The sequence below is a fragment of the Agrobacterium sp. El2ro-1b genome (assembly GCF_048298475.1).
In the GTDB taxonomy this organism is placed as follows: domain Bacteria; phylum Pseudomonadota; class Alphaproteobacteria; order Rhizobiales; family Rhizobiaceae; genus Agrobacterium; species Agrobacterium fabrum.
On sequence record NZ_CP103458.1, the window covers coordinates 1,285,292 to 1,297,828 of the forward strand.

Consider the following 12,537-nt stretch of genomic DNA (forward strand, 5'->3'; position numbering starts at 1 on the left):
GCCTCCGGGCGAATATGTGTTGAGGTTGCGCTTTCTGGCGCGGCTGTAGCTATTGCGGGCCAGAGGTGTGGCCCGCAATCAGAGGCACGGGTCCGACCGTCGTACCCTGTTATCCAGTCACCGATAGTCGACCCAGACGCCGCCGAGGTCGGCAGACCGCACGCAATTCTCCACCCAGCGAACGCCTTCCACTCCTGCCTCCACCCCCGGATACCGAAGGTTGGCAAGGCGTTCGCCATCGTTTTCGTTGCGCGCTTCCATGGCGATGGCGAAGCGGTCGTAAAGGTTCGCCCACGCCTCGAAGAGACCCTCCGGGTGACCTGCACCAATACGATCGTCGGCAAGCGCCTTTGCATGCAGATAGCCCATGCCACGCTCCAGGATGCGAACTGGTTCGCCTTGAATCTCAAATCGAAGCTGGTTCGGCTGCTCGTCCCACCATTCGATCGAAGCCTTCGAGCCAACGATGCGAACCTTCTGTCCGTGCATGGAACCCGCATTGATAGCGCTCGACCAGACCGTGCCAAACGCCCCGTTGTCGTATTCCATCAATGTCACGGCGTTGTCCTCAAGCGGCGCACGCGTCCTGACGAAGCTCTGGCGAGCGCAGAGGAGCCGTTTGATATGAAGATCAGGCAGAATGACCTCGGAAATATAGAGCGGATGTGTTCCGATATCGCCAAGCACATAGCTCGGCCCCGCAAACCGTGGATCTACTCGCCAGCGTGTGGCCGGATTCTGGAGTTCGACAGCCTCGTTATGGAAGCCGTGGGCGAATTGAAGGTTGACGAGCCGGATTTCGCCCAGTTCGCCTGCCGCTACAAGTTCCCGTGCATGCTCGATCACCTGATGCCCGCTATAGCCATAGGTCACGCCGACAATACGACCGCGTTCCTCTGCAATACGTTTCAGATCCTCGGCCTCGGCGACTGTGAAGCAGAGCGGCTTTTCGCACACGACATGCAATCCGCTTTCAAGAGCGGCTTTCGTGATTTCGTAATGGGTGTTGTTGGGGGTCGCGATCGATACCGCCTCGATTCCATCTGGACGCTTTGCTTCCTCCGCAAAAAGCGTCCGCCAGTCCGAGTAGCATCGAGCCTCGTCCAATCCCAGCTCCACGCCGAAGGCACGGCCACGGTCTGCATCGATATCGAACGCACCCGCGACAAGATCGAAGTAGCGATCACGAAGCGCGGCACTGCGGTGAATGTAGCCAATCTGGCTGCCGCGGCCGCCGCCCACCATGGCCCAGCGAAGAGGTCGTTTCGTTTGACGAGTTCCGTAAATCATAAATTTCTGTCCCGAATTGTTAGAATCCAGCCGACTTGAGATAGTCGCGGCTGAGTTTCACATCGGCGAGGCTACCGCCGGCATTGCGAGGATCACGCTCTTGCTCCACCGTGATGAAGCCTTCATAGCCAAGCTCATCGAGAAGAGTCCGGATTGCCGGATAGTCGATGCAACCGTTTCCAATCGGGCACATCACGCCTTGCCCGCAAGCTTCGAAGAAACGGATGTGTTCGCCCATGACGCGGTCGAAAACCGCCTTGTCGATATCCTTGAAGTGAATGTAGTCGAGGCGGGCGGCGTACGTGCGTAGAGTTTCGACAGGGTCCATTCCGGCATACCAGGTATGGCCGGTGTCGAGACAAAAGCCCGCGACCTCCTGTGGAATGTCGGCGGCGAGACGGGCAATCTCGTCCTCGAATTCAATATAGCCGCCGGCATGCGGGTGAATGGTGGCGCGAACGCCATATTTGTCGCGGGCAAGCTCGGATATGGCCCGTATATTGTTCATCATGCCGGCCCACGCAGCGTCATCGAGCCGGGGCGCCCTGTCAGAATGACCCGCCGCATAATCGCGCTCGTCGTGTCCCCAATCCATCACCGTCAGATAGGGCGCGGAGAAGCGCTGACCTGCGGATTTCTGTGGCCTTGGCAGGCGGGTGATCAGAGAGCAGATCTCGTCGGTCTGTCGCAGAAGGCTCTCGCGGTTTTCCGAAGCGACAAGGTCGTTGAAGATCGTTCCGGCCACGATATAGAGCCCTCGGCTCGTCAGCGCCGAAGACACCAGCTCGATGTCCAGAGGCACGTAGCCATAGGGTCCAAGCTCCATTCCGCCGTATCCGGCAGCCTTAACCTCATCGAACACAAGCTCCCATGGGGGCAGGTTCGGATTGCGCACGTCATCGACGCCCCAGCAGCACGGTGCCGTGGTGACTGTAATACTCATGATGTTCTGGTCCTTCCCTGGCGCCGCTCACCTTGTGGGCGACCCTCCTCGACGCAGAGATGTAGCTTGAGATATTCGGTTTACAAAGTTCGATTTTGATGGGATTCCATCAGAATGAGCGATGGAGCGGCAGATGGTTGCACGAAAGGTGAGCATTACGGATGTGGCGAAAGCAGCCGGCGTCTCGACTGCCACCGTCGATAGGATTTTGAACAATCGCGGCGGGGTGCGCGCTGATAAAGAGGACCTCGTGCTGGCCACGGCGCGTGCGCTTGGTATTGATCGGGCGTTGGACCGGACGCCCTCTCGAGCCCTGCGCGTCGCGGTCCTCATGCAGCCTCCGGTCAATCCATTTCATGCAGCGTTGAGAGAAGGCATCGATCTTGCTGGGAGAATGTACACAACGCTGAATGTGCAATTTTTCGTCCACCACATTGATCCCCGCAAGCCCGCAGCTATTGCCGCAGCCGTCCGCGATTGTCGCTCATATGACGGTCTCGTCATCACGAGCCCTGACGATATTCGCGTCAGGGAAGCCGTCGCGGTGCTGTCGCGCAAGATACCCGTGGTGACCCTGGCGACGGACCTCACGGATTGCGGACGCGCTGCCTACGTCGGACCGGACGATCGGCAAGCGGGCCGCGTAGCCGGAGACCTGATGGGGCTTTTCCTGCGGCAGGGCGGGCGGGTGATCGTGATCGCCGGGTCGCGCGACATCACCGGCCACCGGGAAAGGGAGGAAGGCTTTCGCGCAGTCCTGACCGAACGTTATCCGGAATGTAGCCTTGCTGCGGTTCTTGAGACGGGGGAAAACCAGGAGGAAGCAGGCAGAGTGGTGGAGATTGCATTCCGCGACGATCCCGGCCTGCGCGGCATATATCACCTGTCCGCCGGTGCAGTGCCGATCGTGAGCACCCTTCAACGCCTTGGGCGGATCGATGATACGGTGGTCATCACGCACGAACTCACTCCTGATCGACGAATGCTTCTGAAATCCAGGAAGATCAACGCGGTCATCGACCAAAAACCGCTCTTGGAGGCGCGACTTGCCGTCGAGACAATCTCGAAACTCCTTGGCCGCTTACCGGGAGATGGACTTTCCGTCGCCACGGACATTCAGATCTTTCTGTCTGAAAATGCGTAGCAGATCGTTGGACTTCAGCGATCTCTGCGAAGTGCTTGGGGACCCCCACCACCCGTAGGCCTCGACAGCTACTCTTGCGAAATTGCGGTACGAGATGGCTACAAAGCCGTTTCCGAAGAGTTTTTTGTCCCCACGAAGCGCGGCTCCAGTGGGCGGCCAGCAATGCGGCTTCCGAATTCCTCCGTGAAAGGTACCGGCGCTGCCTGCTTTACTGCATTGATGGCGGCTTCGATAAAGGCCTGCCGTCTCGGGCTCTCTTCTTGCGGACGCGCGGCAATGACGACCACTTTTCCCCTTATCTGCCCATCCTTGTGGAGAATAAACCGCAGCGTCACCACCAGCCCTTCCGTATCCTCCGGCGGTACCCAGCAGGCATAGATCGCATCAAACATTTCGTTGAGATTACGGGCCGGGGTCGGATCCCGGCAGATACGCGACTGAGCTGAAACCTGCGTCATGTCAGCTGCGAGCAGAATGCTCAAAGCCACAAGAAAGGGCAGCTTGAAACAACGGCACAAGGACATGCAGCCGATCATTCAACAATCCTGTTGTTAAAGCAATATTTTAGATATCAATAAATTAAAATCAATAATAACTGGATATACCATAAGTAAAAATACAAAAAAATCAAACAGAAATAATACGATAAGAAATCGAGAATAATATAATACATGAAATTATTTAATATAAATGATTTTAAATTACGTTTTCAAAATTAATAAAAGCATAAAAACACACGAAGAAGACTATACGGAAACGCAATTTCGCCTCTTAACCAACGACAGCAGTTTATATTGCAAGTCTCTGATTTAGCTGTATGGATGACCTGCCAGAACAAGTGGCAAAGGGGATATCATGACATCAAAATGGGTTATGGCAGCATTTTTTGGCGCCACAATGGCGGCTGCCGGTGCGGCGCAGGCGGAGGACCTTGTGTTCACGCTGAAGAACGGAACAGGGTCCGTTCTCAACGCCTTCTACACCTCGCCCGTCGGCGTTGGTGAGTGGGAAGACGACGTCTTCGGAAAGAACGCGCTTGGTCCGGGCGAAACAATAGAAATCACAATCGCCGATGGCCGCAAAGTCTGCAAATACGACATGCGCTTCGAGTTCCAGGGCGATGCGCTCGAAGACCTGGAAGACACGCAGAATCTGTGTGAACTCGGCGAATACACGATCACCGAATAAGTCAGCGTCCATGCAGCCCTGCCTGGTTCTGGCGGGGCTCGCAACGCCATTAGGTATTGCCCCTCGGTTTCGACCTCCAGCGACGACGGTCCAGCAGAAAACTGCCGGAACGATGATTATCGGCGTTGCCGCAGCACCTTCTCCCCAAAGCTGTCTCAATCATCCCTATGATCGGGGCCATGAGATTACTCATCAACATATCGCTTTTCATTCTCGGCGCTGTCGGGAGCGGCATATGCGCGTTTTTATTATCGGCAGCCCTGGCCGATTCCGGCTTTCTCGGCTCCTGTTTTGAGGGAAACTGTGCCTATGCGGCGCTTTTTATGGTGCTGCCTGTCACGTGGTTCGTGCTTTTTGCGCTTTATGTCATGGCGCTTTTGATCTGGCGGCGAAAACCGTTCCGGAACGGAAGGCTCTGAAAAAGAGTATGGCGGCATCATCGCTACCGAACGTTCGTTGACAGCGATCGAGACTTGTCGTTAACGTCCGCCTGCTGGGGGATTCGCTGCCAGTGATATGCGGTGCTCTTAAACGTGCCCGATATCACGGGCCTCTGAATGTGCATGTTCCGATTTGCGTTTTGCGTAGGATGAGCATGTCGGAAAACAGGGAGACCAAAGGATGCGGGCCGCAATTAATTCCCCGTCGCTTTCGATCGACACCATGGACTATCAGGCCGAGTGCCAATTCGCGCTGGAGCCTTCCATTCAAGGGCTGATCGAAAAAGCGGAACATGCCGGCTGGAACCGCCAGCAGGCCGCCCTTGCCATCGTCGCGCTCGCCAGCGAGCATCTCACCGATCTCCTGACCGCCGGCGGCCTCCCCGCGCCGGACCAACGCCCCCTCTCCTGATCTCCTCCTGATGCCGGGCGGATCCAAGCCCCGCCATATCGAGACATCATCACGAAAATCGACCCTGTTGACCCGGAGTGTCCCGACCGACACTGCCGGAACGCTGACTCGCGTGGTGGAAGCTGCCACGCAGCTGGAGTCGGTCTCGTGTGACCTCGCGGCCGGCTGCCCTGCTTCAGGCCATGCTCATCCTCGAACACATATCGTTTGCCCGTCAGAAACCGTGCCATAGTGTTGACACAAGCCACCAATAATTAGAACATAAAGTGAACATTATGGAGGTCAGCGATGAATACGTCAGACGCAGCCATAGAAAATGCCCTTTCCGTCGTCGCCCGCTCCCGCGACATGCGTGAGCGCGCGCTTGAACGGCGCCGCGAACTGCAACGGCGCACGGAAGTCATCATCACCCGGCCGCTTTACGTTCTCAAAAAGAACGAAGGGCCGAAGCAGCTGTCGCTTAAACTCGATAGCTAGTCGCCATGGACACGCTGGAGAAGGCTCGCGAAGCAGGCCTTGAGCGCCGGATATCCCCTGCTGGCCCTGGTTTTCAAAAAGCGAAATCCCGTGCGGATCACCTTACGCATGGGATTTTCTGAATGAAGAAGTTATTGTTCTTGTCTATTGCATGCGCTGCATTGCGGCTTCGGGCTCACCGGTCGTGGCAACTGCTGCCGGAAGTCGGTCAGTCTTTTTCAGGACGACGATGGGCTTGTCCACCGGGTCCGTCGGCGGAACGATACTTGCGGTTTTGAATTCACGGTCGACGGCAGGAACGGAAGCGTTGATCTTTTCATGACCTGCGCATTCCGCAAGCGCTGCACTGGCGGAAAAACCAAAGACAGCGGCGATAATGAGAACTGATTTCATGTCATTCTCCGTTCGCTTTTATGGCAATCTCCAGTCTAGGTGGAGACGAGCCGGATTGAAAATCACACTTTAGAGACATCTAAAGCTCATCATCATGTCGGCAGTCGCCGTTTCGATGTGCGGACAAGTCGAAGGGCTATTAAATCGCCCTAGTTGTTCCGCACATCCAGCGGATTTCGGCAAAGCGGTCTGCGAAATATCATCGCCACGTAACTTCCCTTCAGGGAAATGAGACTGGGCGTATAAGTCGAAACCGTCGCCGTGTTGGCGGCCTTGATCGTTCTTCCCTCAGAGGGTTTCTGTTGCATGGCACGCCTCCTTCCATGAGCGATAACGAAAATGCGCCGATCTTGTTCCGCATTCATGCGAAGGGTGGTCAGCCGAGAAGGTAAGGAGCGTGGCGTGTTTCTTCTCCCCGCCGGGGAGAAGGTGGCCCGAAGGGTCGGATGAGGGGGCAAGCTCAGCGATAACCAGCACGAACGCCCCCTCATCCCGCTGCCGCGGACTTCTCCCCCTCGGGGAGAAGAAACAAGCAGCGACCTCCCCGTCATCCAAACTCCAAAAAATGCCCTATACTTGAAAAATCCACCCGAAACCTCTATATGGTCAAGCGCGAGGACGACCTCGGCCAAATCGGCGACAGCATGCGGGACGGCCCGGTCATATACCGGAGAATGAAATGCGCTCCCTGCAAGATCGTATCCGCCACGCGCTCAGCTTTGAAATCATAGGCCTAATGCTCGTCATTCCCTTGGGCGCGCTGCTCTTTGGCATGCCCATGGAAGATATCGGCATCGTCGGCCTCGTCAGCGCCACGCTCGCCACGGTCTGGAACTATGTCTACAATCTCGGCTTCGACCATGCCATGCAGCGGCTGAAGGGCACGACGCTGAAGACGCCGGCCATACGGGTCGCCCACGCCGTGCTGTTTGAACTCGGCCTGCTGATCGTGCTGATGCCGTTCATCGCCTGGTATCTGAATATCAGCCTTGCCCACGCGCTGGTGATGGATATCTCCTTTGCGCTGTTTTACGTGGTCTATGCTTTTGTCTTCAACTGGAGCTACGACCGGATTTTCCCGCTGCCGGAATGGAAGTCGCAGCAGGACGCCGCCTGATCGACGACGGCCACAGCCGGCAAAGACGGTTCAGAGCAGCGACGCCTTGAAGAAGCTCACGACATCAGCATTGAACCCACGATGGAACTCCGCCCGGTCGAAGCCCGCCGCGTCGCTGCAAATCTGGGGCGCGGCTTTTGCCATCTCTGCCGGGCAAGGTGCGATGAAGGAAAAATGCCCTGCCCCCTTCACCATCCGATAATCCGGTTTCACCGGCAGATCGTCGCGCAGCCTCACAATATCCTGCGGCATGACGCCATCGCCACCATCCTCGGAACTCCAGAGTTGCACGGGAATTTTGACCGTCTTCACATCGCCTGAGCTCGGGAAGGCATTGAGCGGATCGGCAAGAACGACAGCCTTCACCCGTGCATCCTGGCCTCGGTGTTGCGGCAATGCCGTCTTCTGGCGCATCTGCGCGCAGATCGGCGCCTGCGGGTCCGGACAGGCGAGCCCCGCATTGGCAAAATCGGGAATGCCGCCGGCAAGCACCAAAGCCGCATAACCGCCGCGCGAAAAGCCGAAGACGCCGACCCGGTCGGCATCGATCGAACGGGCTTCACCCCAGCCTGCCAGCAGATAATCGAGCAGGCCGATAATATCGGCCGGCCGGTCCGTCAGCGCCGAGAGATCGCCCGCCCGCTTCATGTCGAGCGCGTTGTCGCCGGGATGATTGATCGCAACAACGATGAACCCAGCATCCGCCAGCGCCGTCGCAGTGTCGCGATGGCTGAAATATGTCCCGGCAAAACCGTGGGAGATCAACACCAGCGGGTACTTCCCGTCAGGGATCGGGCAATCGCGCACTGCAGGCAGAAGGAAGGGACCGATCCGGACCTCTCCCGGCGCCGCCGCGCAGGGCGACCACACAGCAGCCTTCAAGGGCGGCTCTCCGGCAGCGGATGCAATCTCGATCAGCCGCAGGCCGGCCGCCATGGCGCCGCCCGTTCCGGACAGGCTGGAAAACACGAAAAGGCAGAACAGCAGCAAAAATCGCATCGCAAACTCACAGGCCCGAAACATGATGTGCGAGGGCCGTCAGCCACCGCCCTTGGCCCGATGCTAGAACGATTTCTTGTCGCGGAAATGACTGCCCTGGCGCTTAAAGTGACTTCAGCGTCCAGGCCACAATCTCCCGCGTGGCAGCGGCGAAGGCCTGATCCAGCGCCTTCACGAAATTGGCGTTGCCGGAACCGCTGACACGGGCGCTGGCGCGGAACACTTCCTGCGCCTTTACCGTGCCGTTGCGGTCGTTCAGCAGCTTCACCGATATCTCGATATTGGCGACATTTCTTGCCGTATCGATCTCGAAGGCGCGGATATCGCTCACGACCTGATAGTCGATCGCCAGCCCCTGCCCCGGCCGCCCGACGCCGCCGAGCTTGCCAGTATCCTCGAAGGCTTCCACGAGCTTGGATTGCACCATGCGCGGCAGACGGTCGCTCCATTGCGAGTTGCCGAGATATTGCACTTCCGAGCCGGAAAGCCGCACCACGATGTTTTCGCTATCCAGTGCCTTCAGCGCCGTCGGATCGGCAATCAGCAATTGCCGGCTTTTCAGCGAAGGCCCCTGGGTAACGGCCGCCGAAGAGACGGAGAGATCGAAGGTGTCGTTATTCGGCGCACCCGCACAGCCTGCCATCAAGGCGGCAAACAGCGGAGCCACGAAGAGGGCGCGGCACTTTTGGCCGTTCATCGATAGTCTCATTGGCCTATACCCCTCTTAGCGCCTTGTTCTGCCATCATATTGTTTCACGGTTTCGCCGCCGAAAATCAACCGCTGCGGATCACGGTCGATATTGGTGATGGCATTGTTGAGATTGTCGACCGTCTGTCGCGTGCTGCCGATCAGCGCCTGGAAATCTTTCAGGCCGGAGCTGGAGAAGCGGGTCAGATTATCGGCAATCGGCCCGATGCGGGCATTAAGATTGTCCGCTACCGCCTTGAACGAGGTAAGCGTCTCGCGCGCCTTGGCAAACAGCGAGTTGGCGTCGTCGGTGCCGAGCATGCCATCCACCTTGGCGAGAATGCCGTCGACGCGGCTAGAGGCGAGGTTCAGCTTGCGACCCATCTCAGTGAAATCGGAAACCGCCTGGTCGATATCGGCGCGACGGGCACCGACATCGTCGGCTATCCGCTTGAAATTCGCCACGGCGTCACGCGCATCGGCGGTCGCTGCGGAAACATCGCCCACCACGGTGCTGACCTTGGCGGGATCGACGGAGGCCAGAAGCTCATCCGCGCGCTTCACGACCGTCTGCACCTCCGTGCTCGCCGCCTCGAAATTGCGCGCCGTGCTCTGCACCGTCTCCATGATGCCCTGGATATCGCTGGAAGCGGAGGCAACATCCTTCGTCACCTTGTCGACATTCGACAGGATGGAGTCGATCTTGCCGGCATCCACCGCCTTCACCAGATTCTCGACGGCGGTCAGCGTGCCGTCGAGGCGCACCGAGACCGACTGTACGGTGGTGGAAAGCGAGCTGAGGCTGGCAATGAAATTCTTGATGCCATCGGAATTGGCCGCCAGCGCATCGGAGAACTTTTCGGCATTGCGCACCGTCTGCGTCAGCGGGCCACGGGCATCCTGCACGAAACCCTGCAATTCGCCGATCGCGCCATCGGCGCGCTTCAGGATCTTGTCAGCCGTGGCAAGCAGGTTGGTGACGCTGGAAAGATCGGCCGTCAACTCGGCGGGAACGCCGCTTTCGACGGACTTCTGGAGAATGCGCTCGCCATCCTTGTTGCCACCGGAAAGCTCGATATAGGCGGCGCCCGTCAGGCCCTGAATTTCAAGCACGGCGCGTGTGGAAGGGAAAACCGGCGCATCCGCCTGCACTTCGGTAAAGGCGATGGAATAGGCCGGGTCGTCGCGGTCGATCGCAAGACCACGCACCGTACCAACCGGAATACCGTTAAAACGCACCGGCGAGCCGACGGAAAGACCGTTGGCGGAACCGGGAATACGCACCACGAGCTGCGCTGTCGGGCCGCCACGGCCGAATTCCGCCATCCAGTAAACGAAGCCGAATGCGGCCGCGATCACGATCAGCGTGAAAATTCCGACTATGGTGTAGTTCGCCTTGGTTTCCATGCTTCCCGTTACTCCACCGGATTTTCATGTTTGCCGTCCGGAAGAACGACAGAGCGCGCCCGTTTGCCGCGGAAATAGGACTGCACCCAAGGGTCGTCGCAGGCAAACATGTCCTGCAATGTCCCTTCCACGAGAACCCGCTTGTCGCCGAGGACCGCAATGCGGTCACAGACGGAAAACAGGCTGTCGAGGTCGTGCGTCACCATATAAACGGTCAGGCCGAGCGAATCGCGCAACCGCGCAATCAGCATATCAAATTCCGCCGCCCCGATGGGATCGAGGCCGGATGTCGGCTCATCGAGGAAAACGAGGTCGGGATCGAGCGACAAAGCCCGGGCAAGGGCCGCACGCTTGATCATGCCGCCCGAGAGTTCGGACGGGTATTTGTCGCCGGCATCGGGCTTCAGGCCCACCATCTCGATCTTCAGATAAGCAAGCTCGTCCATCAGCTTTTTCGGCAGATCGAGATATTCCCGCATCGGCAGCTGGATGTTTTCCTTCACCGTCAGGCCGGAAAACAGCGCGCCCTGCTGAAACAGCACGCCGAGCCGCTGGTCGAGCATCATGCGGTCGTCTTCACTCGCCTTGTCGTAATCGGTGCCGAGAATGCGGATCGCGCCCGCCTGCCTGGGCAGCAGCCGCAGGATCGCGCGCATCAACACGGATTTGCCGGCGCCTGATGGCCCGATGAAGCCGAGGATTTCGCCGCGATAGACATCGAGATCGAGATTTTCCAGCACGTTCCTGCCGTTGAAACCGACAGTCACGCCCTCGACGGAAAGCACCGCCTCGCGGCCGTCCTTCGCCGTTTTCGTCTCTTGCGGTTTCTGGTCCAGTGTTTCCAACGCGCCCTCCCTAAAAATCGATGGCTGCGTAGAAGATGGCGAAAAGACCATCCACCAGAATGACGACGAAGATCGATTTGACCACCGACGAGGTGACGTGTTTGCCGAGCGATTCCGCCGAACCGCCCACCTTCATGCCCTCGACCGCCGCAACGATGCCGATGATCAGCGCCATGAACGGCGCCTTGATCATGCCTGCGGCGATGGTCGATTCCTCAACCGCACCATGCAGGCGCGACAGGAACACCTCGAAGGTAATGCCGGAATAGGCCAGCGCCACGATGGCCGCGCCGAAAAGTGCGGCGAAATTGGCAAGGATGGTCAAAAGCGGCAGCGCAATCGTCAGAGCCACCAACCGCGGAAACACCAGCACGCCAACCGGATTGAGCCCGATCACCTTCAGCGCGTCGATTTCCTCGCGCATCTTCATCGAGCCGATTTCCGCCGTGATCGCGCTGCCGGACCGGCCGGCGATCATGATCGCGGTCAGAAGCACACCGATTTCACGCAATTGCAGAATGCCGACGAGATCGACGACGAAGACTTCCGCACCGAAATATCTGAGCTGGAACGCGCCCTGCTGGGCGATGATGGCGCCAATCAGGAACGACATCAGCATGATGATCGGCACGGCGCGCACGCCCATATGGTCGATCTGGTTGACGATCGCCGCCGGCGATACGCCGCGCCCACGCCCGAGCTTCATCTGCGCACCGCGCACGGCCGAGCCGAGAATATACATGCCCGCCAGGAAATCCGCGCCGTTCTGGACGACGGCCTGACCGATGGGCGCGAAGATCCGTTCGGCAAGCCCAAACTTCTTGGCGGCCTCGCCTTCCATCTCCACCTTCTCAGGCAATTGCCCGATGACCTCTTCAATACGGTCATTTCCCGTAACAGCGACGGTGGCGCCCTTCGCCTCGAGATCCCTGCGCAGACGCTGGATGATCCAGGCTCCGGTCGTATCGATAGCCTCGACGGCGGACAGATCGAGTTCCACTGCGCCGCTCGACGCATTCTTCTCTATCTTCTCGAGAATAGGGAAAATGCCGGAGAGATTGCTGTTGCGCCAGGAGCCGCTCATGACATAACGCGAGCCGCCGCCGGAGACGGCATCGTCTTCGGTGATTGCGGCCGGGTTCGCCTGTTGCCGTGTGTCCTGTTCTTGCATAATGCTCCGAGCGAGTGCAGCCG

15 protein-coding genes are annotated in these 12,537 nt (G+C 58.4%); 6 read left to right on the forward strand and 9 right to left on the reverse strand.

The window, feature by feature from the left end:
• Positions 1-117 precede the first annotated feature (117 nt).
• Both NYR50_RS06330 and NYR50_RS06335 read right to left on the reverse strand, forming a co-directional pair.
• Positions 118-1,290: a Gfo/Idh/MocA family protein gene (locus tag NYR50_RS06330; RefSeq protein WP_418137119.1), complete on the reverse strand. Its 1,173-nt coding sequence runs from the start codon at positions 1,288-1,290 to the stop codon at positions 118-120.
• A 19-nt stretch (positions 1,291-1,309) separates the two neighbouring features.
• Positions 1,310-2,233, reverse strand: a complete 924-nt coding sequence (locus tag NYR50_RS06335; RefSeq protein ID WP_418137120.1) for a TIM barrel protein — start codon at positions 2,231-2,233, stop codon at positions 1,310-1,312.
• A 133-nt stretch (positions 2,234-2,366) separates the two neighbouring features.
• Here NYR50_RS06335 and NYR50_RS06340 point away from each other — a divergent pair, with 133 nt between their 5' ends.
• Complete coding sequence (locus NYR50_RS06340) at positions 2,367-3,377, forward strand: LacI family DNA-binding transcriptional regulator (RefSeq protein ID WP_418137121.1); 1,011 nt, start codon at positions 2,367-2,369, stop codon at positions 3,375-3,377.
• Between the two features lie 98 nt (positions 3,378-3,475).
• Here NYR50_RS06340 and NYR50_RS06345 read toward each other — a convergent pair whose 3' ends face one another.
• Positions 3,476-3,913, reverse strand: coding sequence for an energy transducer TonB (locus NYR50_RS06345; protein ID WP_418137122.1), 438 nt, complete (start codon positions 3,911-3,913; stop codon positions 3,476-3,478).
• A 319-nt stretch (positions 3,914-4,232) separates the two neighbouring features.
• Here NYR50_RS06345 and NYR50_RS06350 point away from each other — a divergent pair, with 319 nt between their 5' ends.
• The 4 genes from NYR50_RS06350 (at position 4,233) to NYR50_RS06365 (ending at position 5,894) form a co-directional block, all read left to right on the forward strand.
• Positions 4,233-4,565, forward strand: coding sequence for a hypothetical protein (locus NYR50_RS06350; RefSeq protein ID WP_174009110.1), 333 nt, complete (start codon positions 4,233-4,235; stop codon positions 4,563-4,565).
• 167 nt (positions 4,566-4,732) lie between these two features.
• Positions 4,733-4,984 (forward strand): hypothetical protein, encoded by a 252-nt coding sequence (locus NYR50_RS06355; RefSeq protein ID WP_006315380.1) that lies wholly within the window; start codon positions 4,733-4,735, stop codon positions 4,982-4,984.
• Between the two features lie 202 nt (positions 4,985-5,186).
• Positions 5,187-5,417 carry a hypothetical protein gene (locus tag NYR50_RS06360; protein WP_003502959.1) on the forward strand — a complete coding sequence of 77 codons (231 nt, stop codon included), beginning with the start codon at positions 5,187-5,189 and terminating at the stop codon, positions 5,415-5,417.
• Positions 5,418-5,705: 288 nt separating this feature from the next.
• Entirely contained in the window at positions 5,706-5,894 is a 189-nt protein-coding gene (locus NYR50_RS06365) for a hypothetical protein (protein ID WP_006315378.1), read from the forward strand.
• A gap of 144 nt (positions 5,895-6,038) precedes the next feature.
• Here the strand turns inward: NYR50_RS06365 and NYR50_RS06370 are convergent, their stop codons facing one another.
• Positions 6,039-6,287: a hypothetical protein gene (locus NYR50_RS06370; RefSeq protein WP_006315377.1), complete on the reverse strand. Its 249-nt coding sequence runs from the start codon at positions 6,285-6,287 to the stop codon at positions 6,039-6,041.
• A gap of 679 nt (positions 6,288-6,966) precedes the next feature.
• Between NYR50_RS06370 and NYR50_RS06375 the strand changes: the two genes are divergently transcribed.
• Positions 6,967-7,404, forward strand: a complete 438-nt coding sequence (locus NYR50_RS06375; protein WP_174020314.1) for a PACE efflux transporter — start codon at positions 6,967-6,969, stop codon at positions 7,402-7,404.
• A gap of 30 nt (positions 7,405-7,434) precedes the next feature.
• Here the strand turns inward: NYR50_RS06375 and NYR50_RS06380 are convergent, their stop codons facing one another.
• The 5 genes from NYR50_RS06380 to NYR50_RS06400 form a co-directional block, all read right to left on the reverse strand.
• The gene (locus tag NYR50_RS06380; protein ID WP_418137123.1) at positions 7,435-8,403 is read right to left on the reverse strand and encodes an alpha/beta hydrolase family protein; all 969 of its coding nucleotides are present in this window, start codon (positions 8,401-8,403) and stop codon (positions 7,435-7,437) included.
• 103 nt (positions 8,404-8,506) lie between these two features.
• Positions 8,507-9,112, reverse strand: coding sequence for an ABC-type transport auxiliary lipoprotein family protein (locus tag NYR50_RS06385; RefSeq protein ID WP_418137124.1), 606 nt, complete (start codon positions 9,110-9,112; stop codon positions 8,507-8,509).
• A 15-nt stretch (positions 9,113-9,127) separates the two neighbouring features.
• A complete protein-coding gene (locus NYR50_RS06390; protein WP_006315371.1) occupies positions 9,128-10,498 on the reverse strand; it encodes an MlaD family protein in 1,371 nt (456 codons plus the stop codon).
• Positions 10,499-10,506: 8 nt separating this feature from the next.
• Entirely contained in the window at positions 10,507-11,343 is an 837-nt protein-coding gene (locus tag NYR50_RS06395; protein ID WP_080808643.1) for an ABC transporter ATP-binding protein, read from the reverse strand.
• 10 nt (positions 11,344-11,353) lie between these two features.
• On the reverse strand, positions 11,354-12,514 hold the full coding sequence (locus NYR50_RS06400) for an ABC transporter permease (protein ID WP_418137125.1): 1,161 nt from the start codon (positions 12,512-12,514) through the stop codon (positions 11,354-11,356).
• Between the last annotated feature and the right edge of the window lie 23 nt (positions 12,515-12,537).

Excerpts from the sequence above, each read along its gene's own strand:
- NYR50_RS06375 (WP_174020314.1), top strand. The coding sequence starts at position 6,967 with ATGCGCTCCCTGCAAGATCGTATCCGCCACGCGCTCAGCTTTGAAATC.
- NYR50_RS06360 (WP_003502959.1), top strand. The coding sequence starts at position 5,187 with ATGCGGGCCGCAATTAATTCCCCGTCGCTTTCGATCGACACCATGGAC.
- NYR50_RS06355 (WP_006315380.1), top strand. The coding sequence starts at position 4,733 with ATGATCGGGGCCATGAGATTACTCATCAACATATCGCTTTTCATTCTC.
- NYR50_RS06380 (WP_418137123.1), bottom strand. The coding sequence starts at position 8,403 with ATGCGATTTTTGCTGCTGTTCTGCCTTTTCGTGTTTTCCAGCCTGTCC.
- NYR50_RS06385 (WP_418137124.1), bottom strand. The coding sequence starts at position 9,112 with ATGAGACTATCGATGAACGGCCAAAAGTGCCGCGCCCTCTTCGTGGCT.
- NYR50_RS06350 (WP_174009110.1), top strand. The coding sequence starts at position 4,233 with ATGACATCAAAATGGGTTATGGCAGCATTTTTTGGCGCCACAATGGCG.
- NYR50_RS06370 (WP_006315377.1), bottom strand. The coding sequence starts at position 6,287 with ATGAAATCAGTTCTCATTATCGCCGCTGTCTTTGGTTTTTCCGCCAGT.
- NYR50_RS06340 (WP_418137121.1), top strand. The coding sequence starts at position 2,367 with ATGGTTGCACGAAAGGTGAGCATTACGGATGTGGCGAAAGCAGCCGGC.
- NYR50_RS06345 (WP_418137122.1), bottom strand. The coding sequence starts at position 3,913 with ATGATCGGCTGCATGTCCTTGTGCCGTTGTTTCAAGCTGCCCTTTCTT.
- NYR50_RS06390 (WP_006315371.1), bottom strand. The coding sequence starts at position 10,498 with ATGGAAACCAAGGCGAACTACACCATAGTCGGAATTTTCACGCTGATC.
- NYR50_RS06400 (WP_418137125.1), bottom strand. The coding sequence starts at position 12,514 with ATGCAAGAACAGGACACACGGCAACAGGCGAACCCGGCCGCAATCACC.
- NYR50_RS06335 (WP_418137120.1), bottom strand. The coding sequence starts at position 2,233 with ATGAGTATTACAGTCACCACGGCACCGTGCTGCTGGGGCGTCGATGAC.
- NYR50_RS06365 (WP_006315378.1), top strand. The coding sequence starts at position 5,706 with ATGAATACGTCAGACGCAGCCATAGAAAATGCCCTTTCCGTCGTCGCC.
- NYR50_RS06330 (WP_418137119.1), bottom strand. The coding sequence starts at position 1,290 with ATGATTTACGGAACTCGTCAAACGAAACGACCTCTTCGCTGGGCCATG.